We start from the raw sequence: 23,029 nt of genomic DNA, 5'->3' as shown, positions 1-23,029 counted from the left end.
CGTCAGTCGTCCGACGGCTGTTCGGTGTTCGCGCTGAACGAGCCCATCCGGAGGTCGACGTCGCCGGTGCCGATAGCGACCGGCTTGCCGACGATGACGTTCTCGATGACGCCGTTGAGGTCGTCCTCCTCGCCGTGGATGGCGGCGTCGAGCAGGTGGTTGACCGTCACCTCGAACGCCGCGCGCGCGAGGACGGACTCCTTCGACCCCGAGATGCCGTGGCGGCCGATGGACTCGATGGTGCCGCGGTTCGTCATGATGTCGGCGACGAGCATCAGGTGGCGAACGTTCACGTCGTCGAGACCCTGCTCTTCGAGCGTCTCCATCGTCTCGTTGATGATGGCCTCGCGGGCGGCCTCGACGCCGAGGTTACGGTGAATCTCGTGGATGTTGTTACACGTCGTCCGCGAGGCGTCGACGCCTTCGATAGCGAGTACGTCGCCGAACGCGGAGCCCTCGGTGTAGAGGACGAACTCCTCGCCCTCGTCGGTTTTCTCCTTGCGGATGACGACGCGGGTGACCTCCTCGATGCCTTTGAACACCACGTCGCGGAGTTCCTCGACCAGCTGCAGCAGTTTCCGGTAGCTCGGCTGGTCGGGACCGAACTCGACGACGGTGCCGACCTGCTGGGTCGTGACGCCCAGCGCGTCTTCGATGGTCTCGGCGATCTCGCCGGCGACCTCCTCGACGTCCGAGGCGCGTGGCCACCGCTCCATCAGCGTTTCGTCGTTGAGGTCGACCTGCACGATCATGTCGGCGACGTTCGTCGACACGTCGCCGAGCGCCAAGATTTTGGACGCCTCGATGCTCCAGACGACCTCGTGGGCCTTCTCGCGGTCCTCGGCGTACTCGTCTTCGAGGTGGACCGTCATCATCGGCGTGTCCGGCGTCTTCCGCGCGTCCACGAGCTCGATGAGTCGGGGCAGCCCCTGCGTCACGTCGATCTCGGCGACGCCCGCGTAGTGGAACGTGTTCATCGTCATCTGCGTCCCCGGCTCGCCGATGGACTGCGCGGAGACGGTGCCGACGGGGTCCAGCGGGTCGACGCGCGTGTCGAGGTAGCGGACCTCGACAGCGCGGGCGATGTAGTCCGCCTGTTCGACGCTCACGTCGTCGCGTTCTTCGATGGTGCGGTACACCCGGTTCTTGAGGCGTCGCGGGAGCTCGGTGTCCTCGACGACGGCCTCGATGTCGTCTGTGATCTCAGTCATCGGATTCTACCTCTCTCGTCTGCGCCTCGCTGAGCCGGGGCTCGGCGTGTTCCGACAGATTCGTCGCGGGTTCTTCGCGCGAGAGGAACTGCGCTCGGGTCGCCTCGTCGTCGAACTCGGCGTCCAACACGCGGTCGGCGATGCCATCGACGTCGATGTCGTTGTCCTTCGAGGAGGACACCTTCACCGGCGAGGTGCCGTCCTCGCCGAACTCGAACTGGACGATGGTGCCCGAGGTGTCTCGGACGGTACCGTCGTACTGCGTCTCCAGTTCGGAGAGCGCGTTGATGAGCCGACGCTGCAGGTAGCCGGACTTGGAGGTCCGGACCGCCGTGTCGACGAGCCCTTCGCGGCCGCCCATCGCGTGGAAGAAGAACTCCCGCGGCGTCAGGCCGCCGCGGTAGGAGTTTTCCACGAAGCCGTGCGCCTCCGCCGAGAGGTCGTTCGGCTTGTAGTGGCTGAGGGTGCGGTCCTCGTAGCCGCGGTTGATGCGCTCGCCCCGAACCGCCTGCTGGCCGACGCAGCCGGCCATCTGCGTGAGGTTCAGCATCGACCCGCGAGCGCCGGAGCGTGCCATGATGACCGCAGGGTTGTCGTCGCCGAAGTGGTCGTCGGCGATCTCACCGGCGGAGTCGCGCGCCTTGCCGAGCGTCTGCATGATCTTCATCTCCAGCGTCTCGTCGACGGTGCGGCCCGGCAGCGATTCGAGTTCGCCCGCGTCGTACGTCTCGATGAGTTCCTCGATGCGCTCATAGGCGTTCTCGATGGCTTCGTCGACCTGCTCTCCCGCCTCCTCCGGAATCGACTCGTCGTCGATGCCGATGGAGAAGCCGAAGTGCATGATGGCGCGCATCGCCAGCGCGGAAATCTCGTTGACGAACACGCGAGCACGCGTCTCCGAGTACACCTTCGTGATCGTGTCGACGATCTCGCCGCCGAACGCGCCGACGGCGTCCTCGTCGATGGTGCCGCTCACGAGTTGGCCGTCCTCGATGACCACGTCGTCGCCCGTCGAACTGCTGAACTCGAGCGAGAGGTCGTCCGGCAGCAGTTCCGAGAAGATCGAGTGGCCGGTCCAGTACGCCTCGCCCTCTTCCTCGCCGTCCGGTTCAGGCAGTTCGTCTACGCGGGTCGCACGCAGCAGGTCCAGCGCCTGCGTCTCCGTGAATCGGGGGTTCTCGTGGGTCAGCAGGTAGGTTCCGGAGATGTGGTCCTGAATCGCGCCGATAATGTTCTCGCCGAAGCGCGGGCTGAGCATCTGCTCTTGGACGCGCATGAGGACGCGCGCCTCCGCGCGGGCCTCCTCGTTCTGCAGCGCGTGCATGTTCATCTCGTCGCCGTCGAAGTCGGCGTTGTACGGCGGACAGACGACTGTGTTGAGCCGGAACGTCTTGTACGGCATCACGACCACCTCATGGGCCATGATGGACATCCGGTGCAGCGACGGCTGTCGGTTGAAGATGACGATGTCGCCGTCGACGAGGTGGCGGTTGACCTCCCAGCCGAGTTCGATCTTCTCTGCGAGTTCCTCGCAGTTCTTCTCGGTCACCTTCAGCCGGCGACCGTCGGGGCGCTTGACGTAGTTCGCACCCGGGTGGCTCTCGGGGCCGTTGCGCACGTACTGCCGGGCTTCCTCGATGTTGCGCTCGGTGACGTTCATCGTCTGTGTCATCTCCGAGGCGACCCGGTCGGGGACGCCGACTTCGTTCAGAGAGAGCGTCGGGTCCGGCGAGATGACGGTACGCGCCGAGAAGTTGACGCGCTTCCCGGAGAGCGACCCGCGGAAGCGACCCTCCTTCCCTTTCAGGCGCTGGCTGAGCGTCTTCAGCGGACGGCCCGAACGATGTCGCGCCGGGGGCGTCCCCGAGATTTCGTTGTCGACGAAGGTCGTGACGTGGTACTGCAGCAGTTCCCAGAGGTCCTCGATAATCAACTGCGGGGCGCCGGCCTCGCGGTTCTCCATGAACCGCTGGTTGATACGGATGATGTCGACCAGCTTGTGGGTGAGGTCGTCCTCCGAACGCTGACCATTGTCGAGCGTAATGGAGGGGCGCGCCGTCACCGGCGGCACCGGAAGCACCGTGAGAATCATCCACTCGGGGCGCGCGCGCTCGGCGTCGACGCCGAGTGTCTCCATGTCGTCGTCGGGGATGTCCTCGAACCAGTCGCGGATGTCCGAGGGCATCAGCTTGTTCATGTCCTCGACAGTGAGGTCGATGCTGAGCGCTTTCTCGATGGCCTTGCGGTCTTCCTTGCGCGGACGAAACTCGCCGGAGAGAATCTGGTTGATGCGCTGGAGGTCGATGTCGGTCTTCTCCGCCAGTTCCTGCGGGGCCATCCCCTCGCGCTCTTCCTCCTCGTCGGGCTGCATCGCCTCGGCGATTAGTTCGGAGTACTCCCCCGAGAGCACGTCCTGAACCTCGTAGTACGTCGTCGGCTTCTCGTGTTTGATGTCGTGCTGCGGTTCGCCGCAGTGCGGGCAGCGCTTGGCTTTCCGCGCCTGTCGAACCGCGGCCTTCATCACGTCGCTCCAGTCCTCGCTGAGTTCCTCGGCTCGCTGCATGCGGGTGCGGAACTCCGCTTGCTCCTCGTCGGTTAGCGCGAGTCGCCCGCAGTTTCGGCAGGTCGAGCGCAGGAGCCGTCGGATGAGTTTGGTGAACCCGACGTGGATGACGGGAGCGGCCAGTTCGATGTGGCCGAAGTGGCCGTTACACGACCCCGAGTGCTGCCCGCAGGTCCGACACTCCAGACCGGGGTCGATGACACCCAGTCGGGGGTCCATCAACCCCATGTCGATGGGGTAGCCGTCGTCGTCGTAGGTGTCCGCGGTGATGACCTTCGTCGCGGACATGTCGCGATACGTCTCCGGGTCCATCAGCCCGAAGCGGATGCCGCCGATCTCTTTCGGTGTTTGCAATGACATTTAAACTGCGTCCTCCAGTTCGAGTTTCGGTCGAATGCCGAGCGCCTTCATCTCGTCGAGCAGGAGTTTGAACGCGTAACTCACCTCGACGCGGTGGATGTCGTCCTCGTCGCCGGTGACGGGGTCGTAGATGCGGCGCTGTTCGCGGTCCTCGACCGCCACCATCCCGGTGTCCGCCGAGATGTACACTTCTTCGCGGTCAGAGGAGTCCAGTAGCCGTTCTTTGAGTGCCATCGCCGCACCGTGACCGATGAGCACCTCGCGCTCCATCTCGCCCACGCGGAGCCCGCCCTCGCGGGCGCGACCCTCGGTGGGCTGGCGGGTGAGCACCTGCACTGGCCCGCGCGAGCGGGCGTGCAGTTTGTTGCTCACCATGTGGTACAGCTTGTGGTAGAAGATGACCCCGACGAAGATCTGCGCCTCAATCTTCTCGCCGGTGACGCCCGAGTACATGACCTCCTTGCCGGAGGACATGAAGCCGTGTTCTTCGAGCGCGCCGCGGAGTTCCTCCTCGCTCTCGCCCTGGAACGCTGTCCCGTCGACGCGTCGACCTTCGAGCGCGCCGACTTTGCCGCCGAGCATCTCCAGCACGTGGCCGACCGTCATGCGTGACGGGAGCGCGTGCGGGTTGATGACCAGGTCGGGGACGACGCCGTCCGCGGTGAACGGCATGTCCTGCTGCGGCGCGAGGTGACCCACGACGCCTTTCTGGCCGTGTCGCGACGCGAACTTGTCGCCGAGTTCCGGAATCCGCTCGTCGCGGACCGAGACTTTCGAGAGCTTCGAGCCGTCCTCGCCCTCCATCAGCGTCACCGTGTCGACGACGCCGTCTTCGCCCGAGCGCATCGTGACACTCGTCTCGCGGCGCTTCTGCGGCGAGAGTCCGCCCATGTCGTCGGGCTCTTCGAGGAACCGCGGCGGCGACGTCTTGCCGAGAAGCACCGAGTTCTCGTCGACGACGGTCTCGGGGTTGACGAGGCCGTCCTCGTCGAGGTGCGTGTACGCGTCTTCCCCGCGCGCACCGCGCACGTCCTGCGACGGAATCTCGAAGCGGTCTTCCTGACCACCGGGGTACCGGCGTTCCTCGCCCTCGTAGGTGCGGAAGAAGTGCGACCGAGCGAGCGCGCGGTCGACCGACCCCTTGTTCATGACGAGCGCGTCCTCGATGTTGAACCCCTCGTAGCTCATCACCGCGACGACGAAGTTCTGCGCTGCTGGACGCTCGTCGAAGTTGATCTGCTCGGTCGTCTGCGTCTTCACCATCGCCAGCTGCGGGTAGTGCATCAGGTGCTGGCGCGTGTCCGGGCGGATGCGGTAGTTCGCCGACGGAATACCGAGCGACTGCTTCATCATCCCTGCGCCCATCGTGATGCGCGGCGAGGCGTTGTGTTCGGGGTACGGAATCATCCCCGCGCCGATGCCGAAGATGAGCTGCGGGTCGATTTCGAGGTGCGTGTGGTCCGCGGTGAGTTCGTCCTCGTCGACGCCGACGTAGATGTCCTCCTCCTCCTCGGCGTCGATGAACTCGATGTAGCCGCGGTCGACGAGGTCCTGAAACTCTAGCTCGCCGTTCTCGACAGCCTCGATCTCCTCGTCGCCCAAGAGCGGTTCGCCGTTCTCGACGACGATGAGCGGGCGGCGAGCGCGCCCCGCGTCAGCGTTGATGATGACTTCGCGGGTCCGTTCTTTCACCGAGACGTTGACCATCTCGCTGACGTCGCCGCGTCGTCGCGCTTCCCGAATCTGTGCTGCGAGCTGGTTCGGGTCCGGGTGGGTCCCGACCAAGCTCCCGTTGACGTATACTTTCGCCTCTCGTGCCTGAGCCATGGTGTTAGTCGTCCGCCGTCGTCGGTTCGACGCCTTCGAGTCCGGGCATCCCCTCGACACCCATCGACGCCAGTTCTCGTTTCAGTGCCTGTTCGTCCTCGACGTTCTGCGAGAGCTCCATCGCCTGCGCGAAGTTCTTCACCAGCCCGCAGTTCGGCCCCTCCGGCGTCTCGGAGGGACAGATGCGACCCCACTGGGTCGCGTGCAGGTCGCGCGCCTCGAAGTGCGGCTGCGAGCGCGACAGCGGCGATCGGAGGCGGCGCAGGTGAGAGAGCACGCCCATGTAGTCGGTCCGGTCGACCAACTGCGAGACGCCCGAGCGTCCGCCGACCCAGTTGCCCGTCGCGATGGGGTGTTCGAGCCGTTCGGTCAGCACGTCGGAGCGGACGACGGTGTTGACCGTCAGGTTCCGGTTCCGCATGTTCGCGCGTTCGAGCTGGTACTTCACGTCGCGCGCGAGCTTGTTCAGCGCCGTCCGGAACAGGTCCTTCATCAGGTCGCCGGAGACCTTGAGGCGCTTGTTGGCGTAGTGGTCTTTGTCGTCGGCCTCGCGGCGCTGCAGCGCGAGTTCGAAACACGCCTCGGCCATCCGACAGAGGTAGAACGCCTTGTTGATGCGGACTTCCTCCTCCTCGACGCCCTCCTCGTGGAGGTGCGGCAGGAGATAGCGGTCGATGACGTAGTTCGCGCGCTTCAGCTGGTAGTTCTTTCCTTGACCACTCGCGACGCGCTTGCCGAGGGTCTCGATGGCCTCCTCGGTCGTCTGGACGTCGGCTTCCTCCAGATTCTCCAGCATGAACTTAACGATCTCCGGGTCGTCGGAGACGCGGTGGACGATCTCCTCGTCGGATTCGAGGCCGAGCGCGCGCACGAGCGTCACGAAGTTCACGGAGCCGGAGACCGAGGGGAACGACACTTCGAGCAGGCCGTCGCGGCCGCGCTCGCAGAGCACGAGCGCGCGGTAGCCACGACGCTGCGAGAACGTCTTGGCGACCTGGATCTCGTCGCCGTACTTCGTGTCGTACTCGGCGAGAATCTTGTTCGGCGCGAGGTCCTCCGAGGTCATCAGCACGCGCTCGGAGCCGTTGACGATGAAGTAGCCGCCGGGGTCGACGGGGTCTTCGCCGATCTCGACGAGTTCGTCGTGGTCGAAGCCGGAGATGTTACAGCGCTCGGATCCGACCATGATGGGCATCCGGCCGACTTTCGTCTCCGTGGAGTCGACGACGACCTCCTCTTCGTCCTCGCCGCCGCGGACGATAGACATCTCCATGAACACGGGCGCGGAGTAGGTGATGTTGCGGAGGCGTGCCTCTTGCGGGTACAGCAGCTCCTCGCTGCCGTCGGCCTCTCGGACGCGCGGGGTGACGACACGGACGTCGCCGAGTTCGACGTAGACGGGTTCTTCGCCCTCTTTGTCGCCGATGTCGGTGTCGATGGTCTCTTTCTCGTCGACGACTTCCTGCATGCCGCGGGAGAGGAAGTTGTTGAACGAGCGGAAGTGGTGCTCTGCGAGTCGTTCGTCCGAGAAGTACTGTCGGGAGATGGTGCGTCGGTCTTCTCGATTCATTCGATCACTAGTCGGTATACGACTGCTTGGTCGGTGGTTCGCGAGTTGCGAACGATTCTGACGACGTCACCGGGTTCGGCTTCGTCCGGTAGCGCCGGATCTTTGCGTTTGATCTTGGGCAGGTTCGTCCGTTTGACGTTGTACTCCTGTAGCACTTCGTCGACGGCCTCCTCGTCGACGAGCGTGTGTTCCGGGACAAGTTTGTGTTGGCTTACGTCTACCATGGGTGGGGCTTGTGGGAAGAAGCTCTCACGAGATACTACAGCGGCATTAACGACCCACCCATATAACACTTTTCAACCGCGCGGCGCACCGCTAACCGGCCGTGGCCGCATCCACAGCGGGAACCTGCATTACACTCCACCTGAACGTAGCTGATTATATGCTTTCCGGCCACGCGGGTCGCGGTATCTCGGCACACGGCGCGATGGGATGGCAAGCGTTATTTACGACACCGAGAAATGAAGGAATGCAGGTTGCCCGGGTGGTGTAGTGGCCCATCATACAACCCTGTCACGGTTGTGACGCGGGTTCAAATCCCGCCTCGGGCGTACTTTTGCCGCGAACAACTCCAACGAGCACCAGTCAGTTCTCTCAAGAAGATATTACTCTCCTGAAGCAGAGTTTCCAGATTAGGTTCACTTATACCGGGTGTTCTCATAACAGATTATCAGACGTGAGCAACACGAAAGATGTCGGCGACGAGACCTAGGCAAAAGTCCTCGCACATTTCGTTGCCAACGGATACAGCGTCTCGGTACCTTTCGGAGACAACGAGAAGTACGATCTTATTATCGACGCTGGGATCCAGTTATACCGTGTGCAGTGCAAGACGGCGTGGCAGAATAAAGATCGGACGATTCGGTTTAACACGCATTCACAGACTACCAAAGAAGGCGAATATCACGAACAAACGTATCACAATCAGATTGACGCGTTCGTTGTAAGATACCCTCCAGACGAGACGTTGTACTGGATACCGGTTCACGAAGCAACGACGCAGAAGATGGAACTCCGATTCGATGCAAAAATCAACCATCCCTCTATCAACTGGGCTCACGAGTACGAACTCTCCGAAGAGATACCACAGTAAGTTGCGAATATAGGTCGCACATCAGGCGAGGCCAACTGAAAAGGTTTAAGCGTCTCTCACAAAAACGAAGGAGTACAGGTTGCCCGGGTGGTGTAGTGGCCCATCATACAACCCTGTCACGGTTGTGACGCGGGTTCAAATCCCGCCTCGGGCGTTTCTCTGAATTTCAACTCGTGAGCGAGTCGCTTGTGACGAGCGAGCGCTGAAAATCAGTGTGCGACGTTCGCGGATTTGAATCATGGAGTGAAGCGAGCGAAACGACTCCGGTTCAAATCCCGCCTCGGGCGTCTTCTGATTCCGACTGTCGAGCGAGGCTTCTCGTCGCCGAGCACACGTGTGCGCCGAGAATTCGGCGACTCACCCGAACACGTACAGCAGACCGCCGGCGAGGAAGAACACCGAGAGGAACACCAACAACACGACCATCAGCGCGAGAAACGGACTCCCCGCCGCACCGTCGACGAAGCGAGCGAACACCGACCGGTTCGTCGGGCCGTCGGTCATGCTTCGACGTTCGTCCCCCGGACGCCTGTAGCTGTCGATGTGACGGGCTCAGAACACACGGCCGGAGGCGACGAGCCACGCCACACCGAGAGCGAGGCCTGCCCCGACCAGGTTCACCGTCGCGTTCGCCACGGCGCGTCGTTTCTCGTCCATCTCCCAGAGACGGACCGTCTCGAACGAGAACGACGAGAACGTCGTGAACGACCCGCACGCGCCCGTGCCGACGAGGAGCAGGGCGCTATCGCCGACGCCCGCGAAGGTGACCACGCCGAGGACGAAGCTCCCGAGAACGTTCACGGTTAACGTCGATAGCGGAAACGACCCGTCGTCTACGAGTTGTCCGACGGCGTACCGCAGCAACGCACCGATAGCCCCGCCAGTCCCGACGAGATGCGCCGGTTCGAGCGCCATCATCGACTCCACCTCCGGGCAACGGCGTTCACGAGCGAGCGGCCCGTCAAGACGCCTGCGAACCCGAGCGCGTAGTTCGCGACGACGTTCGCGACGAGGAGTACCGGTCCGGCTTGCATCGACTGGAGCGCGAACGTGCTGTAGGTAGTAAACGAGGAGAGAAAGCCCGTCGCGACAGCAACGCGCGTTTCGGCGGCGACGACGCCCACATACATCGTCTCGTAGAGGACGACGCCGAGCGCGAAACTGCCGAGCGCGTTCGCAGCCAACGTTCCGCCGAGACCGGGGAGTGCGTCGGCGAAGAGAAATCGGAGGTTCGCTCCGGCAAATCCGCCGATAGCGACGAGGGCGAGCGTTTCGAGTCGAACGAGCGGGTGGTCTGCGGTCATTTCGTCGTTGCGTGGTCGGACGTGTGGGCGAAGTCGGTGAAGTCGACCCCGAGTCGGTCTGTCGACTCACAGGCGAGCGGGCTACAAACGCTCTCCGGTCTCTCTCGTCGGCCGTTTGTCCGCCGCGACGGCGACTCGACTCGCCCGCGGGTTTCCGCCGCCGTGTGGCGTCTCTCGCTCCCGGATTCGAACCGCGTGCGCCGATTCGGTCGCGTCGTCGACGACGAGTGCGTCGCACGTCCGCGTCGGCAGTCGCTCGCGTATCGTCCCGGCGAGGTACGTCGGCTGTGCGGCGGTCAGCGCGTCCACGTCCGCCTGCATCGTCAATCGGTGAGCGACGAGGAGGTCCGCCTGTGAGACGGCGACCGCGGGAAGTGCGCTCGGGCGTTGCGTCGCGGCGACGAGGCTGTCGCCGACGCGACGCTCGTCGTCAAAGGCGGGACGGCCGACGACGTCGAGACGGCGACGACCGACGCCGACGGAGAAGCGACGGTGACCGTCGACCCCTCGCTCGGGCCGAATCAGGAGGACGGCACGCTCGTCGTCGAAGTGAAACCGCCCGCGTGAAGCGAGTTCGTCGACCGGCGAGCGAACACGAAGATACTGGTGATTCGCGGCGGGTGAGCCCCGGCGTTCGGCCGGTGAGCTAACTGCGTCTCCGCTCAGAGGTGTTCGTCCCAGTCGACCCACTCCTGCTCCCACCCGGTGCGGGCGTGCCACCCGCTCTCGTGGTACTCGCGGTCCTCTCGAACCGTCCGGTTCCGCGCCACTCCGTCCGGTTGCTCGCCGTCGACGAGCATCGGCGCGAACTGCACCGGTCCGTAGCGCTCGACGACGCCGTCCGGTCCCGCAGCGTCGCAACCGGGTTCGACGGCGACGAGTCGCTGCTGCGGGCCGCCCATCGGAAAGACGAGTCTCCCCGAGGGAGCGAGCTGGTCGACGAGCGAACGCGGCGGCCGAATCGCCGCCGCTTCGAGGAGAATCCGGTCGAAGGGGGCGTACTCGGGGTAGCCGCTCACGCCGTCCCGACAGTCGACGAGCACTCCCTCGTAGCCGGTCTCGGCGAGGCGCTGGCGCGCGTAGAGCACCATCCGCCGCGAGATATCGATCGCCTGTACGTTCGCGTCCCCGACCAGTTCGGCGACGACGGCAGCGGTGTAGCCGACGCCCGCGCCGACGACGAGGACGTTGTCGCCGTCGGCCGGGCCGAGCACAGAGAGCAGTCGCGCGACCGTCGACGGAGCGAGCACGCGGCTGCCGTTCTCGGTCGTATCCTTGTTCGCGTACGGGTGGTCGTCGACGAACTCGTGGCGCGGAACCGTCCGCATCGCCACGTCGACGTCTTCGTCGAGGTGGTCGCCCAGCGCCCGTTCGAGGCCGTCGACCATGTCCTCGCGCAGTACCGCGGGGTCCATACGCTCTATCCGAGACGACTGCTAATCAACTCGGCGCTTGTACCCCCCGACGGCCTGCCGGTCGGTCCCCGGCACGTCGTCGACGCGGACGCGCTCAAGTTCGGCCTCGGCGAACCACTCGCGGTACTGCGTTTCGCGGTACGCGCCGCCGCTCCCGGTGGCGAGCGCTTCCGTCGCCGCCCGAACCGCCCCCGACGAACGCCCCCGGACGGGTTCGACGAAGACGGCCGCGCCGCGCGGCGACAGCGCGTCTTCGACCGTCGACAGCAGCGTCCGAATCTCCGCGACGCCGAGCGACCGACAGAGGTTCTCGCCGAAGACGAGGTCGTATGTTCCGTCGGCTATCGTCGTCAGCGACCGCTCGTCGAGCGTCACGTCCTCGTGTTCGAGCGCCGGGGCGACGAACTCGACGACTTCGGCACCGTCACACATCGTCACCTCAAAGCCGCGGGCGACGAACTCGCGGGCGTAGACGCCCGACCCGCCGGCGACGTTCAGTACGCGCTCGGCGCGCGGCGCGAGGCGAACCGCGGCGGTGACGCCCGCTCTGACGACCGCTTCGTCGGTCGCGGCGTGCGCGCCGAGTCGGTTGACCGTCGACTCCTCGGACAGTTCCGGAGGTCGCCCCGTCGCCATCGTCTCGGGGAGCGCAGTGTAGGCGTCGAGCACGTCGAGCGCGTGCGGAAGACGACCGATGGAGCGCACGTCGCGCTTCGCGAGGAAGCCGAGCGCTCGGTTCGTCACCTCGTACTCGTCGCCGACGCGTTCGAGAAAACCGAGGTCGGCGAGCGACTCGACGACGACGTGCGCGGCTTCAGGCGTCACCTCGGTCTCGGCGGCGACGGCGTCGGCGGTTCCGGCCCGACTCGTCAGCGCGTCGAGTACCCCTGTCTCGCGGGCCGTCCAGAGCAGAAACAGCGTCTCGGTGTCGAACCCCGAACGATGTACGGTCGGCATGGAGGGAACGTAGCGGACGGGCGAGAAAAATCGGTCGTTGCCGCCGGCGTCTCGGTTCTCGGGGGTCGGTCGTCGGACTCGGCTCAATCGTCGCCGCGACGCATCGGAACGAACCGAACGCCGCCGTGAGTCTCGCGGTCGAGAGCGCCATCTTCGCGTCGCCACGCCCGAACGAGCGTCTGTCGCCCCCGGCCGACTGGCCCGACCACGCAGCCGCCCGGTCGGACCTGTTCGACCACTCGATCCGGAAGCGACTCGGGCGCGCAGGTGAGGTACGCGCGGTCGTACGGCGCGTGGTCGTCCCACCCCTCGTAGCCGTCGCCGGTGCGGACGTCGATGTCGTAGCCGTGCTCGGACAGCGTCTCGCGGGCGCGATCGGCCAGTTCAGGGTCGTACTCGACGCTGTAGAGTTCTGCGTCGTCGCTCTCGTCGCTTCCGCCATCTCGTTCGATCTGTGCGAGCGTCTCGGCGGTGACGGCCGCGTGGTAGCCGCGACCGGTTCCGATTTCGAGAACCCGGTCGCCGGGGTCGAGCGCGAGCAGGTCGGTAACGATGGCGACCATGTGTGGCGCGCTGATCGTCTGTCCGCCGCCGATGGGCAGCGGTCGGTCCCAGTAGGCGGCCCCCTGTCGCTCCGGCGGAACGAACTCATGACGCGGGACAGTTCGGAGCGCGTCGGCCGTCGCCTCCCGTTCGATTCGGTCGCGTTCGACGAGTCGGTCGACCATCCGCTTACGGGCAGTTTCGAAGTCCATGGGGGTTCTCCTCCGTCGTGTTAGTCTCTCGTATCGAGTCGGCTTTGGGTCTGTTCCGCGACTATCTCACCGTCTCGACCGCGTCCGCAGCGCCGACTACAGCCTCACTCAGTACCTCGGCTGTGCTCTCACTTGTCTCCGTTCTCACTACGTCTCCCACTCCTTATTACGTCGCCCACGTCCTCACCACGTCGCCCGCGTCCTTACCACACCGACCACGCCGAACTCGTCTCGTCGCGACCGTAGATGCGCTTTACGTCCTTGGCGAACACCATGTCGCCGTCGCGGTCGAACTTGTCGAAGCGGTAGTTCGTCGCGTTCTGGCGGACGTGGATGCCTTCTATCTCGAACTCCTCGTCGTTCAACTCCTCCGTCTCGCCGACGACGAACTCGTAGTCTCCGGGGACGCTCAGCTTGAAACTTCGCGTCTCGTCGCGGCGGCCGTCGCCGGGGTGGAGCGTGACGGGGACACTCACGTTGTCGACGACGCGCGTCCAGACGGTCGAAACGTCTTCGGCGACAGCCTCGTCGACGCGCTGGTCGTCGCCAATATCAAGCGACGTGATGCGGACGAGCATGATGGCTTCGGGCGTGTCAGCGATGAACTCCTCGCCGACGGCCAGCGTCTCCTCGGCGGGGGCGTCGACGGTCGTGCTGAACGACTCGCCGTCCTGTGAGACGACGACGCTCAGTTCAATTTCGCGTTCCTCTTCGATTTTCGTCTTGTGGGTGTGTCCGCACTCCGTGCAGCGGACGGTCGTCTGTCCACCGGGTTTGAGTACCTCGTGGACAGTCTCCGTCTGCGGTGAACAGGAGGGACAGACCACCGCGACCCGTTCGCTTTGGCTCATACGACGCCGTAATCCATCTGGCCCTAAAAGTCCGCGCTTCTGCCGACGAACGCTCTCGACTGGGGGCCGCGTCGGCTTCGACGCCCACGCCACTCGGCGTCGTCCAACGACAACACTAAGGGTGTCCCCCACTCGAGATTCAAATATACACGAGTCGCCGTCAGGAACCACCCACACTGGTTCCGCGGCAGTTGACGAGTTCGGTTCCAGGGGGAGTCGCGCTCGATGGGGGACACAAAATGGAGGACGACGCACCCAACGATCCGCCGACCAGAGGCGAGGGGGACACCGACAAGTTCGACCAATTTCCAGACGGCGTCCGCGTCGACGACGCGGACGCGTTCCCGCTGGACGCCGTATTTCGCGTGCTCGAAAACCCGCGTCGTCGGTACGTGCTCTATCACCTCCAGACCTGCCGGTATCCTGCGACGCTGTCGGAAGTCGCAGAACAGGTCGCTCTATGGGAGACCAGAGAGACCCCGGAAACGCTCCCGGAGGAGACGCTCGAACAGATTCACGCCGACCTCCACCACTCGCACCTCCCGAAGCTGGCCGACGCCGGTATCGTCGACTACGACGCCGACGCGAACGTGGTGACGATGGCGGAGTGTACCCGGCCGCTCGACGAGTTCCTCGAATTCACCCGACAGTACGAACAGTACCAGCTGCGGTGACGACAGGTGGCCGCCTCGCAGCCTGTCACCGTTCCGGAGACACACAGAGCTCGTGTCGGTCAGTCACGGGCGGCGAGATGCCGGCCTCGAGATTGAGAGAGCCTCTTCGTTCAACGGACGATCTCGAACCGGACCGCGATCGCCGGGTCATCGATACCCCAGTAGACGAACCGGTATTTTCCAGTGGACACGTCGCCACACATCGTGTGATCGAGCGAGAACCCATCGGTAGTGACTGGGAACGTCCACGAGAATCCCTCGCTCGGTTCGTGCGTCGTCACGATGCTGGAATTGCCAGTCGAATCTGTGGAGAGGAGGTCACGATACCCGGAATCAGTCTGGTGCTGGAAGGTGTACGCGTATTGAGAACCCGCTTGCTGCTCTTCGGTCGTAACGTTGACGAGGCGGAACTCGATGACGCCGTCTCTCGGTACACTCTCGTCCTTCACTCGTAACTCAAAACCGTGGCTTGTGTCGTATGTAATCTTGGAAAATTGGTCCGAGAGGGGGATACGCTGCTTGCATCGACTGTCCGGTCATCCAACTCCGAGACAGCCAGCTAACAGGGCCGAACCCGGAAGCGCCATTTTCACGAGGGTGCGTCGAGTGATCATTTTGAACGACTAGTGGAAGCGGGAATTTTCGCTCGACCGTCGGGCGGTCTACGACCTCCCCTGCTCGCGACTTCGTCGCTCGCTACCGCGGAAGTTCCACTTCCTCTCCGTCCGCGTACACAGTCGGCTCCCGGATGATGCCGTCGAGGTGTAGCGGCGCGACGGTGTCGCCGCCGATTCCGGCGTCGTCGCCGATGGCGATGTGAACCGTCCCCGCCGCCTTCTCGTCGAGCAGCACCGAGCCGACGAGTTCGTCGACGCCGACGTTCGTGCCGATGCCGAGTTCGGCGAGGTTGTAGGCGTCCCGCCCAACCTCCTCGGCGCCCGCTTCGACCTGCTCTCGTACTTCGTCGTCGGAGATCTCGGTCACGTAGCCGTCTTCGACCTCGAAGCGGAGTTCTCGCCCTTCGTCAAGCAGTCCGTACGGCATCATCGTCCCGTCGACGACGTACGTGCCGTCGACGGTCTCGGGGCTGACGAACACTTCTCCCGCCGGGAGGTTCGAAAACTGCCCCGAGTCGTGGACCATCCCGGTATCCGAGAGCCACTCGCGGTCGCCGGGGACGAACGTGATGTCGGTGCCCTTCGGCGTCGTCACGCGAACCTCGTCGGCGTCGACGACCTGTTCGAGAACGGTGAGGCTGTGGCGCGCGATGGCCTCGTAGTCGGCGTCGAGACCCGCGAGCATCACCTCCTCGGTGATTCCCGGCATCGTCGCGCCGCGCGCGCCGGCGTCGCATGCCTCGCTCCGCGCGCGAGTGTGGCTCAGGCTCTTCGTCGTCGGCGCGATGAACACGTCGGCGTCGCGCATCGCAGCCGCCACAGGCGCCGGCGGCTCTGCGCCGTGTTGCGGTCCCGGTGGATACCGAACGAGTGCGGCGTCGTCAGAAATCTCGCTCGCGACGCCGTACAACGCTTCGCCGATAGGCACTCGCTTGTCGTCTGTGATCACTGCACAGGACTCGTCGGGCTGGAGACGCAGACACTGTTTGAGCGCCGTCTCCGCCGCCGCGCGGAGTTCGTCGGAGTTGCGGTCGGTCATATCCGAGATGCCGTCCGGCGTCGGGTTAGGCTTTGCCACATCGCGTGCTCGCGGTCGGTCGGCGGCCGAATTTCCTCGCCTTCTTTTCGCCTACAACACCGGATATTCCGACTTTCGGGGGGCTGAAACCGAAACATGGTTACTCGCCTTGGAGTTAATTTCTTGGTGTTAATCTTCGAAATAACTATGTCCTTGCCGGTAGCAGACGCGAGTATGCTCAAGGTGGGCGTCAATGGCTACGGAACAATCGGCAAACGCGTCGCAGACGCCGTCTGCGCCCAACCCGACATGGAACTCGTCGGGGTGGCGAAGACGCGGCCGAACTTCGAAGCCGAGACAGCAGTCAGAAACGGGTACTCCCTCTACGCCGCGCTACCCGAGCGCGTCGACCAGTTCGACGACGCGGGCGTTCCCCTCGCTGGCGTGGTCGACGACCTGGTTGCCGAGAGCGACGTCGTCGTCGACACCACTCCCTCCGGAATCGGCGCGCAGAACCGCGAACTGTACGAGCGCCACGACACGCCGGCAATCTTCCAGGGCGGCGAAGACGCCGACGTCGCGGACGTGAGCTTCAACGCGCGCGCCAACTACGACGAGGCGACCGGCGCGCAGTTCGTCCGGACCGTCTCCTGTAACACGACCGGTCTGTCTCGACTGCTCGCGCCGCTCGACGAGACCTACGGCGTGAAAAAGGCGCGCGTGACGCTTGTCCGCCGCGGCGGCGACCCCGGCCAGACCGGTCGCGGGCCGATTAACGACATCCTACCGGACCCCGTGAAGCTCCCCTCGCACCACGGTCCCGACGTGCAGACCATCTTCCCGGATCTCAAAATCGACACGCTCGGCCTGAAGGTTCCGGCGACGCTGATGCACACCCACAGCGTCAACGTGACGCTCGAATCGACGCCGACGGCCGAGGACGTGCGCGACCTGCTCGCCGGCGAGTCGCGCCTGTTTTTCGTGCCGAAGCACGCCGGTATCGACGGCACGGGCAAACTCAAGGAGTTCGCGATGGACGCCGGGCGGCCGCGCGGTGACCTCTGGGAGAACTGCATCTGGGAGGAGTCCATCGCCGTAGAGGACGACGATCTCTACCTCTTTCAGGCGATCCACCAGGAAAGCGACGTGATTCCCGAGAACATCGACGCCGCCCGCGCCATCGCCGGCAGCGCGAGCAAATCCGAGAGCATCGCGCTGACGAACGAGTCGCTCGGCGTCGGTCTCGAAAGCGTCTTCGGCGGACAGAACCAGCCGTTCGTCGCCGCCGACGACTGAGCGACGGCGAGCAGACGGACGGAAGACGCTCCCTTTTACGCGACTTCGTTCGACGACACCTCGCCGGTTTCGGTGTCGAGGACGGCGACGTGGAACGCGTCGTCGGCCCCCGGTATCGGCAGGCCGCCGGGGTTGACGCGCACCGTCCCGTCGCGTTCTTCGACGTCACGTTGGTGGGTGTGGCCGTGGAGGACGTAGTCGTAGTCGCCGCAGTCGACCAGCGCGTCCACGAGCGTCCCGCTCGTCCCGTGGTAGACGGCCACGTCGAGGCCGTCGAACGCGAGCTCGCCCGCTTCGCCGAGGTAGGTGCCGAACGATTCGACGGCTGACTGGAGGTTCCACTCGCCGTCGTTGTTGCCGCGGGTGGCGTAGAACTCGAAGGACGAGTCGAACGGCGTCGCCGAGAACGGCGCGACGATGTCGCCGCAGTGGACAACGGCGTCGACGGATTCGGACTCGAAGCGGTCGACGGCCGCCCGCACGCAGTTGAGGTTGTCGTGGGTGTCAGAGACGATTCCGACGAGCATACTCCGTGGTTCGTCCGAGTCGGGTAAGAACGTTCGTGAGGTTCGTCCCCGTCGCCGTTCTCCGAAGAGATTTGTGGGACGACTACGGATTCGGACCGTGAACATCGACGCCCTCCCGAAACTCGTCGTCGGCCTTCTCGTCCTCGCGTGGCCGCTCTACCGCGTGTTCAACTATCTCAGCTACGCGCGGTCGCCGACTCTCGTCAACGGCGTCGACAGCGCGCTCTGGTGGGGACCCGCCGACACAGCGGCGGTCGTGATTTTCCTCCCGCTCGGTCTCTACCTCGTCGGAACCGGGTTGCGAGGACTCAGTCGACGTCGCGCCGGCTGATCTGCCCGCGTCTCGCTCACCTCTCGGCCTGTTCTTCCAGCACCTCGACCGCCGGGAGCGACTCGCCCGTCAGCGCGCGGATGTACGCCCCGCCCGCGATGGAGACGTGCGAGAAGTCGTCCTCGTCGAGGCCGTACATCTCGATGGCGCGGGAGGTGTCGCCGCCGCCGACGACCGAGAAGCAGTCCGTCTCGGCGATGGCGCGGAGCACGCCGACAGTGCCGTCGGCGAAGCGCTCATCCTCGAACATGCCGAGCGCGCCCTTGACGAACACCGCGTCGGACTCGTGGACGGTCGGTGCGTAGGCCTCGACGGTCTCGGAGCCGACGTCGAGGTAGCCAGTCTCCTTCTCCTCGATATTCTCGACGGGGATTTCGGCGCGCTCGCCGCTGTCGTCCTCGTACGCCAAATCGACCGGGAGTCGAATCTGGCCCGTGCGGCGCTGGAGCACGTCCTCGATGACGTCCTGATTGTTCTCCCACTGGTCGTCGAAGAGCGCCATTTCACCGACGTCGCGGCCGACCGGATAACCCTCGGCGCGGAGGAACAGTTCTCCCGCGATGCCGCCGACGAGGAAGTTGTCCACCTTCTCGCCGATGGCGTCCATCACGCCGATGACGTCCGTCGCCTTCGTCCCGCCGACGACCATCGTCACGGGGCCGTCGAACTCTCGGGTGGCGATGCTGGAGTTCGCCTCGTACTCGGTCTGCATCACCCGCCCGGCGTAGGCGGGCAACACGAGCGGGAAACCGACCAGCGAGGCGTGTTTGCGGTGGGCCGCCGAGTACGCGTCGTTGACGTACGCGTCGAACGCCGGCGCGAGCGTCTGCACGAACTCGGTTTCGGCTTTCGTCTCGGGGTCTTCCTCGGGCAACTCGTCGTCGACCATCCGGACGTTTTCGAGCAGCAGCACCTCGCCCGCTTCGAGCGCGTCGATGGCGTCCAGCGCCTCCTCGCCGTACGTGTCGGCGACGAAGTTCACGTCCGTATCGACGTGCTCCGCGAGGATGTCTGCGTGCTGCTCCAGCGAGACGAAGTCGTCGTCGCCGGGGCGACCCTGGTGGGCCATCAGCACGACGCGGTGGTTGCAGTCGACGAGTTCCGACACCGTCTCGGCGTGTCGCTCGAAGCGGCGGTTGTCCTGCACGACGCCGTCTTCGACCGGCGAGTTGAGGTCGAGGCGGACGAGTACCCGTTGTTCGGCGTCGAGGTCGTCGAGCGTGTTGAACGAAGCCATCTCACGTTGGAAATCGGGGGACTGCTACTTAGTCGTGGGCGGATGCGGTCGAAGTTGCACGACGGTTCGGGCGCCTCCGCGAAGCGCTCCGCTAGCGTCCTCTGGCGCGACCAAAAAAATGCGGACTCAGCCGTGAGTGCGGCGTTACTCCTCGGTGATGTAGCGCGCGACGTCGAGCATTCGGCAGGAGAAGCCGTACTCGTTGTCGTACCACGTAAGGATCTTCGCGAGACCACCGTTTTCGAGCACGTTCGTCGAGTTCAGGTCGACCGTCGAGGAGAACGGCAGCTGGAGGATGTCCGAGGAGACGACCTCGTCGTCGGTGTAGCCGAGCACGCCCGCCAATTCGCCGTCGGCGGCGTTTCGGAACGCCTCGTTGATCTCGTCTGCACTGGGGTCGCCCTGCAGGTCGACGACGAGTTCCGTGATGGAGCCGTTCGGCACCGGTACGCGGATGGCCATCCCGTCGAGTTTGCCGTCGAGTTCGGGGAGAATCTCGGTCGTCGCCTTCGCCGCGCCCGTCGTCGTCGGGATGATGTTCTCGGCGGCGGCGCGCCCGCGGCGCGTCTTGCCTTTTGGCGCGTCGATGAGGCTCTGCGACCCGGTGTAGGCGTGCACGGTCGTCATCAGGCCGGAGTTGATGCCGAACTCCTCGTTGAGCACCTTCGCAACCGGCGTGATGCTGTTGGTCGTGCAGGAGGCGTTCGAGACGACGTCCTCGCCGTCGTACTCGTCGTGGTTGACGCCGTAGACGATTTGCTTGACCGGCTTGTCGCCTTTCGGCGGCGCGGAGATGATGACCCTGTCCGCGCCCGCCTCAACGTGGTCGTGGGCGTCGTCGTACGTGCGGAAGATGCCCGTGCACTCCAGTGCGACGTCGACGTCGAGGTCGTCCCACGGCAGTTCGGCGGGGCTCTGGACGTTGAGCACCTCCGCCGACGTGTCGCCGATGGAGAGGCGGTCGTCCTCCAGCGTCACGCCGTCGAGGCGGCCCATAACGGTGTCGTACTTGCTGAGATACCGCATGTCCTCGCCGTCCATCACGTCGTTGATGGCGACCAGTTCGATGCGCGGGTCGTCCATGACGGCGCGGAAGACGTTCCGCCCGATGCGCCCGAAGCCGTTAAGCGCGATGCGTACGACTTCCGATTCGTCGACTTCTTCCCCGCGACCTAGGTACGATTTTTCACTCATAGCTGAGTTAGTGCCTGTGTAGTATTTAAACCCCGCCTCGTATATTGGTTTTGGAACGTCTCTTTTAGCCGTACTGTTCGGGACGGATTCGGCGCACCCGACATCGACAGAAGGCTTTTGAGCGCATACGACATAGCCTGCCGCATGAAGCGAGACGACCGTGATGACCCGTTCGGCGACATTTTCGGCGAAATCGAGCGCATGATGAACGAGATGACCGGCGGGTTCGAGGACCAATCGGGCTTTACGACCGAGACGCACGTTGACGTCATCGACGAGGGCGACCATATTCGCGTCGTCGCCGACCTCCCCGGCGTCGACAAGGACGACATCGACCTGAAGTGCGACGGCGAACGCCTCACTATCAGCGCCGCGAGCGACCGCCGCGAGTACGACGAGCGCATCCAACTGCCCACCCGCGTCGACGAACACTCCGCGAGCGCGACGTTCAAAAACGGCGTCCTCCAGGTGACGCTTGACCGTATCGAGGACTCCGCCGAAATCGACGTGGAGTAGCGCAGACGCGCCGACGCCGTCGCCGCTTCTCTCCGAGTTTTTGACGCACCCGACGTCCAGCGACGCGACCGCCGTTTGCGGATAGTCCTCACTCGATCTGCCGTCTTACGAGCGCCGCCAACCGGTCGTAGAAACCCGAGTCGTACTTCGCGTCGTCGTCGATGGTCGGGCGGGCGTTCGTCTCGCCGACGAGGAGGCGGTCCTCCGTTTCGAGCAGGTCGACGCCGAGGTACGGAATATCGAGCACGCCGGCAACTTCTTCGGCAAGTCGACGGTGCCGCTCCGGCAGTTCAACGGCTGCGGCCTCCGCGCCCCGGTGGACGTTGTGCTTCCACCGACCGTCCTCGCACGCTTCAGCCGGCAACCGGCGCTCGACGCCGCCGACGCAGTCGCCGTCGACGACCATCGCCCGGTAATCGCGCGCGTCGGGCAGAAACTCTTGGAGCAAGTACGACTTGTCGCCCGTCGCGTGGTAGTCGTGGACGAGTCGGAGGTAGTCCGCCACGCCAGAGAGCGAATCGGCGTCGTCGACGCGGACGATGCCCGTGCCGCGGGTGGTCGAGTTCGGTTTGACGACCACGGGTCCGTCGAACACCTCGGCGGCGGCGAACAGTCGCTCGTCGTCGAGCGGATTCGAGACCATCGTCGTCTCCGGGACCGGAACGTCCGCCTGCGAGAGCGCGGCGATGACGCCCGCCTTGTTTCGCGAGGTGAGGACGGCGTCGCGGTCGTTCACCCACGGAATGTCGTGAAGGAAGTCGAGCGCGCCGCCTTCCATCAGTCGCGTCGGGTAGACGAAGCCCATGTCGAACGTCTCGGTCGGGGACGCTGTGAGTCGGATCGCCCGTTCTTTCGCGCGGAGGTGTCGAACGTCGACGCCGCGCGAGGAGAGCGGGTCGCGCATCCGCTCGAACGTCTCGGCGTCGGTCGTCACCGCCAGTCTGAGCATACGCTACGGATGTGGCGGGATGGGGGAAAAGCGTGTGTGTCCGTCGTCGACGGACGGAGCGTCGGACCGAATCAGGCGACGAGCAACTCTTCGCCTTCTTCGACGACGATGCGGCACGGCGGCGACATTTTGTTGTAGGCGCGGCGGAACGCGTCCTTCACCGTCTCGGCGTCCTCGGGGTTGCAGTAGGCGGTGAACACGGCGTCGTTGCGCTGGACGCGGGCGGCCGTGCCGACCGGTTTCCCGAACGCCTGTCGCATCCCGTCGGAGACGCGGTCCGCACCCGCACCGGTCGCCTGCTTGTTCTCGCGCAGGACGTGGTGGGGGAACTTGCGGAGCACCATCTTGTAGTTCGGCTGGCCGACGTGCTTCAACAGCAGGCGGTTCGCCGACAGGCGCGCCGATTCGAGCGATCCGTGACGAATCTGGCACTCCTCCTCGACGCGAAGGCTGATTTTGACCGGGTAGTCTTCGGGACCGGTCTGCAGGTTGCCCATGTTGTGCTGTGCGATCTTCGAGCCGGGAATCCCCGTGATGTACTCACGCCGGGTGTAGGGCGCTTTGGAGATCTCCCGGTACATTGAGGCCGGTTTGTCTGCCATAGTTACTTGCGCTGAACAAGGCCAACGCCGTGAATAAAGCCTTCGATGCCGTTCTCCGCGTGTTCTGCGACTCGTTGGCACGGGGGTGCCTCGTCCGGTTCGTTCTCCGTGCGGTGCTCTTTCCGGTCGGTTCACCCCACTCGGTACGTCGCCGAGGACGAC

Annotated in this window: 23 protein-coding genes, 2 tRNA genes and 3 pseudogenes; 8 read left to right on the top strand and 20 right to left on the bottom strand. The window is 64.7% G+C overall.

Annotated elements, in window-relative coordinates:
* Positions 1-2: 2 nt before the first annotated feature.
* Genes rpoA2 through LAQ58_RS12790 form a run of 5 tightly spaced genes read right to left on the bottom strand, consistent with a single transcriptional unit; the run spans position 3 to position 7,755 of the window.
* Positions 3-1,211, bottom strand: a complete 1,209-nt coding sequence (gene rpoA2 / locus LAQ58_RS12810; protein WP_224447841.1) for a DNA-directed RNA polymerase subunit A'' — start codon at positions 1,209-1,211, stop codon at positions 3-5.
* On the bottom strand, positions 1,204-4,134 hold the full coding sequence (locus LAQ58_RS12805; protein ID WP_224447840.1) for a DNA-directed RNA polymerase subunit A': 2,931 nt from the start codon (positions 4,132-4,134) through the stop codon (positions 1,204-1,206). The genes rpoA2 and LAQ58_RS12805 overlap by 8 nt, the downstream gene beginning before the upstream one ends.
* Positions 4,135-5,961: a DNA-directed RNA polymerase subunit B gene (gene rpoB, locus LAQ58_RS12800; protein WP_224447839.1), complete on the bottom strand. Its 1,827-nt coding sequence runs from the start codon at positions 5,959-5,961 to the stop codon at positions 4,135-4,137.
* A 4-nt stretch (positions 5,962-5,965) separates the two neighbouring features.
* Complete coding sequence (locus LAQ58_RS12795) at positions 5,966-7,531, bottom strand: DNA-directed RNA polymerase subunit B'' (protein ID WP_224447838.1); 1,566 nt, start codon at positions 7,529-7,531, stop codon at positions 5,966-5,968.
* Positions 7,528-7,755: a DNA-directed RNA polymerase subunit H gene (locus tag LAQ58_RS12790; protein ID WP_224447837.1), complete on the bottom strand. Its 228-nt coding sequence runs from the start codon at positions 7,753-7,755 to the stop codon at positions 7,528-7,530. The genes LAQ58_RS12795 and LAQ58_RS12790 overlap by 4 nt, the downstream gene beginning before the upstream one ends.
* 254 nt (positions 7,756-8,009) lie before the next feature.
* On the opposite strand from LAQ58_RS12790, the gene LAQ58_RS12785 reads away from it, so the two are divergent.
* From LAQ58_RS12785 to LAQ58_RS12775, 3 genes and pseudogenes are all read left to right on the top strand, one after another.
* Positions 8,010-8,082, top strand: a tRNA-Asp gene (locus LAQ58_RS12785).
* A gap of 173 nt (positions 8,083-8,255) precedes the next feature.
* Positions 8,256-8,624 (top strand): annotated as a pseudogene (locus LAQ58_RS19120) (group I intron-associated PD-(D/E)XK endonuclease); the annotation flags it as partial.
* Positions 8,625-8,705: 81 nt separating this feature from the next.
* A tRNA-Asp gene (locus LAQ58_RS12775) sits at positions 8,706-8,778 on the top strand.
* Positions 8,779-8,981: 203 nt separating this feature from the next.
* On the opposite strand, the gene LAQ58_RS12770 is transcribed toward LAQ58_RS12775, so the two are convergent.
* The 4 genes and pseudogenes from LAQ58_RS12770 to LAQ58_RS12755 form a co-directional block, all read right to left on the bottom strand.
* Positions 8,982-9,128, bottom strand: a complete 147-nt coding sequence (locus LAQ58_RS12770) for a hypothetical protein (RefSeq protein ID WP_224447836.1) — start codon at positions 9,126-9,128, stop codon at positions 8,982-8,984.
* Between the two features lie 48 nt (positions 9,129-9,176).
* Complete coding sequence (gene crcB, locus LAQ58_RS12765; RefSeq protein WP_224447835.1) at positions 9,177-9,542, bottom strand: fluoride efflux transporter CrcB; 366 nt, start codon at positions 9,540-9,542, stop codon at positions 9,177-9,179.
* Positions 9,539-9,928, bottom strand: coding sequence for a fluoride efflux transporter CrcB (crcB, locus tag LAQ58_RS12760; protein WP_224447834.1), 390 nt, complete (start codon positions 9,926-9,928; stop codon positions 9,539-9,541). Before crcB (LAQ58_RS12760) ends, crcB (LAQ58_RS12765) begins: the two co-directional genes overlap by 4 nt.
* 81 nt (positions 9,929-10,009) lie before the next feature.
* Positions 10,010-10,351 (bottom strand): annotated as a pseudogene (locus LAQ58_RS12755) (ATPase); the annotation flags it as partial.
* Here LAQ58_RS12755 and LAQ58_RS12750 point away from each other — a divergent pair.
* Positions 10,337-10,495: pseudogene (locus tag LAQ58_RS12750) on the top strand (carboxypeptidase regulatory-like domain-containing protein); the annotation flags it as partial. The pseudogenes LAQ58_RS12755 and LAQ58_RS12750 sit on opposite strands and share 15 nt — an antisense overlap.
* A 95-nt stretch (positions 10,496-10,590) precedes the next feature.
* Here the strand turns inward: LAQ58_RS12750 and LAQ58_RS12745 are convergent.
* The 4 genes from LAQ58_RS12745 to LAQ58_RS12730 form a co-directional block, all read right to left on the bottom strand.
* Entirely contained in the window at positions 10,591-11,343 is a 753-nt protein-coding gene (locus LAQ58_RS12745) for a protein-L-isoaspartate O-methyltransferase family protein (RefSeq protein WP_224447833.1), read from the bottom strand.
* Positions 11,344-11,364: 21 nt separating this feature from the next.
* The gene (locus tag LAQ58_RS12740) at positions 11,365-12,300 is read right to left on the bottom strand and encodes a class I SAM-dependent methyltransferase (RefSeq protein WP_224447832.1); all 936 of its coding nucleotides are present in this window, start codon (positions 12,298-12,300) and stop codon (positions 11,365-11,367) included.
* An 83-nt stretch (positions 12,301-12,383) separates the two neighbouring features.
* Positions 12,384-13,055, bottom strand: a complete 672-nt coding sequence (gene pcm, locus LAQ58_RS12735; RefSeq protein ID WP_224447831.1) for a protein-L-isoaspartate O-methyltransferase — start codon at positions 13,053-13,055, stop codon at positions 12,384-12,386.
* A gap of 203 nt (positions 13,056-13,258) precedes the next feature.
* Positions 13,259-13,906: an HVO_0476 family zinc finger protein gene (locus LAQ58_RS12730; RefSeq protein ID WP_224447830.1), complete on the bottom strand. Its 648-nt coding sequence runs from the start codon at positions 13,904-13,906 to the stop codon at positions 13,259-13,261.
* Between the two features lie 239 nt (positions 13,907-14,145).
* Between LAQ58_RS12730 and LAQ58_RS12725 the strand changes: the two genes are divergently transcribed.
* Positions 14,146-14,580, top strand: coding sequence for a DUF7344 domain-containing protein (locus LAQ58_RS12725; protein ID WP_224447829.1), 435 nt, complete (start codon positions 14,146-14,148; stop codon positions 14,578-14,580).
* A gap of 110 nt (positions 14,581-14,690) precedes the next feature.
* On the opposite strand, the gene LAQ58_RS12720 is transcribed toward LAQ58_RS12725, so the two are convergent.
* Together LAQ58_RS12720 and LAQ58_RS12715 are read right to left on the bottom strand one after the other, a co-directional pair.
* Complete coding sequence (locus LAQ58_RS12720) at positions 14,691-15,029, bottom strand: hypothetical protein (RefSeq protein ID WP_224447828.1); 339 nt, start codon at positions 15,027-15,029, stop codon at positions 14,691-14,693.
* A 247-nt stretch (positions 15,030-15,276) separates the two neighbouring features.
* Positions 15,277-16,236, bottom strand: a complete 960-nt coding sequence (locus LAQ58_RS12715) for an aminopeptidase (protein WP_224447827.1) — start codon at positions 16,234-16,236, stop codon at positions 15,277-15,279.
* A gap of 213 nt (positions 16,237-16,449) precedes the next feature.
* On the opposite strand from LAQ58_RS12715, the gene LAQ58_RS12710 reads away from it, so the two are divergent.
* Complete coding sequence (locus LAQ58_RS12710) at positions 16,450-17,511, top strand: type II glyceraldehyde-3-phosphate dehydrogenase (protein WP_224447826.1); 1,062 nt, start codon at positions 16,450-16,452, stop codon at positions 17,509-17,511.
* Between the two features lie 35 nt (positions 17,512-17,546).
* On the opposite strand, the gene LAQ58_RS12705 is transcribed toward LAQ58_RS12710, so the two are convergent.
* Positions 17,547-18,038 carry a metallophosphoesterase gene (locus LAQ58_RS12705; protein WP_224447825.1) on the bottom strand — a complete coding sequence of 164 codons (492 nt, stop codon included), beginning with the start codon at positions 18,036-18,038 and terminating at the stop codon, positions 17,547-17,549.
* Positions 18,039-18,135: 97 nt separating this feature from the next.
* Here LAQ58_RS12705 and LAQ58_RS12700 point away from each other — a divergent pair, with 97 nt between their 5' ends.
* Entirely contained in the window at positions 18,136-18,369 is a 234-nt protein-coding gene (locus LAQ58_RS12700; protein ID WP_224447824.1) for a hypothetical protein, read from the top strand.
* A gap of 16 nt (positions 18,370-18,385) precedes the next feature.
* Here LAQ58_RS12700 and LAQ58_RS12695 read toward each other — a convergent pair whose 3' ends face one another.
* Positions 18,386-19,606: a phosphoglycerate kinase gene (locus LAQ58_RS12695; RefSeq protein ID WP_224447823.1), complete on the bottom strand. Its 1,221-nt coding sequence runs from the start codon at positions 19,604-19,606 to the stop codon at positions 18,386-18,388.
* A gap of 144 nt (positions 19,607-19,750) precedes the next feature.
* On the bottom strand, positions 19,751-20,800 hold the full coding sequence (gene gap, locus LAQ58_RS12690; RefSeq protein ID WP_224447822.1) for a type I glyceraldehyde-3-phosphate dehydrogenase: 1,050 nt from the start codon (positions 20,798-20,800) through the stop codon (positions 19,751-19,753).
* 144 nt (positions 20,801-20,944) lie between these two features.
* Here gap and LAQ58_RS12685 point away from each other — a divergent pair, with 144 nt between their 5' ends.
* Complete coding sequence (locus tag LAQ58_RS12685) at positions 20,945-21,316, top strand: Hsp20/alpha crystallin family protein (protein ID WP_224447821.1); 372 nt, start codon at positions 20,945-20,947, stop codon at positions 21,314-21,316.
* Between the two features lie 88 nt (positions 21,317-21,404).
* Here the strand turns inward: LAQ58_RS12685 and LAQ58_RS12680 are convergent, their stop codons facing one another.
* Together LAQ58_RS12680 and LAQ58_RS12675 are read right to left on the bottom strand one after the other, a co-directional pair.
* Entirely contained in the window at positions 21,405-22,265 is an 861-nt protein-coding gene (locus LAQ58_RS12680) for an ATP-grasp domain-containing protein (protein WP_224447820.1), read from the bottom strand.
* A gap of 71 nt (positions 22,266-22,336) precedes the next feature.
* The gene (locus LAQ58_RS12675) at positions 22,337-22,867 is read right to left on the bottom strand and encodes a 50S ribosomal protein L16 (RefSeq protein WP_224447819.1); all 531 of its coding nucleotides are present in this window, start codon (positions 22,865-22,867) and stop codon (positions 22,337-22,339) included.
* Between the last annotated feature and the right edge of the window lie 162 nt (positions 22,868-23,029).

Source organism: Haloprofundus salilacus, assembly GCF_020150815.1.
GTDB classification, from domain to species: Archaea; Halobacteriota; Halobacteria; order Halobacteriales; family Haloferacaceae; genus Haloprofundus; species Haloprofundus salilacus.
This window is presented reverse-complemented; position numbering and strand designations above follow the sequence as displayed.

Bases quoted from the DNA above. Each gene is read 5' to 3' on its own strand.
- rpoA2 (WP_224447841.1), bottom strand. From the start codon at position 1,211: ATGACTGAGATCACAGACGACATCGAGGCCGTCGTCGAGGACACCGAG.
- LAQ58_RS12805 (WP_224447840.1), bottom strand. From the start codon at position 4,134: ATGTCATTGCAAACACCGAAAGAGATCGGCGGCATCCGCTTCGGGCTG.
- rpoB (WP_224447839.1), bottom strand. From the start codon at position 5,961: ATGGCTCAGGCACGAGAGGCGAAAGTATACGTCAACGGGAGCTTGGTC.
- LAQ58_RS12795 (WP_224447838.1), bottom strand. From the start codon at position 7,531: ATGAATCGAGAAGACCGACGCACCATCTCCCGACAGTACTTCTCGGAC.
- LAQ58_RS12790 (WP_224447837.1), bottom strand. From the start codon at position 7,755: ATGGTAGACGTAAGCCAACACAAACTTGTCCCGGAACACACGCTCGTC.
- LAQ58_RS12770 (WP_224447836.1), bottom strand. From the start codon at position 9,128: ATGACCGACGGCCCGACGAACCGGTCGGTGTTCGCTCGCTTCGTCGAC.
- crcB (WP_224447835.1), bottom strand. From the start codon at position 9,542: ATGATGGCGCTCGAACCGGCGCATCTCGTCGGGACTGGCGGGGCTATC.
- crcB (WP_224447834.1), bottom strand. From the start codon at position 9,928: ATGACCGCAGACCACCCGCTCGTTCGACTCGAAACGCTCGCCCTCGTC.
- LAQ58_RS12745 (WP_224447833.1), bottom strand. From the start codon at position 11,343: ATGGACCCCGCGGTACTGCGCGAGGACATGGTCGACGGCCTCGAACGG.
- LAQ58_RS12740 (WP_224447832.1), bottom strand. From the start codon at position 12,300: ATGCCGACCGTACATCGTTCGGGGTTCGACACCGAGACGCTGTTTCTG.
- pcm (WP_224447831.1), bottom strand. From the start codon at position 13,055: ATGGACTTCGAAACTGCCCGTAAGCGGATGGTCGACCGACTCGTCGAA.
- LAQ58_RS12730 (WP_224447830.1), bottom strand. From the start codon at position 13,906: ATGAGCCAAAGCGAACGGGTCGCGGTGGTCTGTCCCTCCTGTTCACCG.
- LAQ58_RS12725 (WP_224447829.1), top strand. From the start codon at position 14,146: ATGGAGGACGACGCACCCAACGATCCGCCGACCAGAGGCGAGGGGGAC.
- LAQ58_RS12715 (WP_224447827.1), bottom strand. From the start codon at position 16,236: ATGACCGACCGCAACTCCGACGAACTCCGCGCGGCGGCGGAGACGGCG.
- LAQ58_RS12710 (WP_224447826.1), top strand. From the start codon at position 16,450: ATGCTCAAGGTGGGCGTCAATGGCTACGGAACAATCGGCAAACGCGTC.
- LAQ58_RS12705 (WP_224447825.1), bottom strand. From the start codon at position 18,038: ATGCTCGTCGGAATCGTCTCTGACACCCACGACAACCTCAACTGCGTG.
- LAQ58_RS12695 (WP_224447823.1), bottom strand. From the start codon at position 19,606: ATGGCTTCGTTCAACACGCTCGACGACCTCGACGCCGAACAACGGGTA.
- gap (WP_224447822.1), bottom strand. From the start codon at position 20,800: ATGAGTGAAAAATCGTACCTAGGTCGCGGGGAAGAAGTCGACGAATCG.
- LAQ58_RS12685 (WP_224447821.1), top strand. From the start codon at position 20,945: ATGAAGCGAGACGACCGTGATGACCCGTTCGGCGACATTTTCGGCGAA.
- LAQ58_RS12680 (WP_224447820.1), bottom strand. From the start codon at position 22,265: ATGCTCAGACTGGCGGTGACGACCGACGCCGAGACGTTCGAGCGGATG.
- LAQ58_RS12675 (WP_224447819.1), bottom strand. From the start codon at position 22,867: ATGGCAGACAAACCGGCCTCAATGTACCGGGAGATCTCCAAAGCGCCC.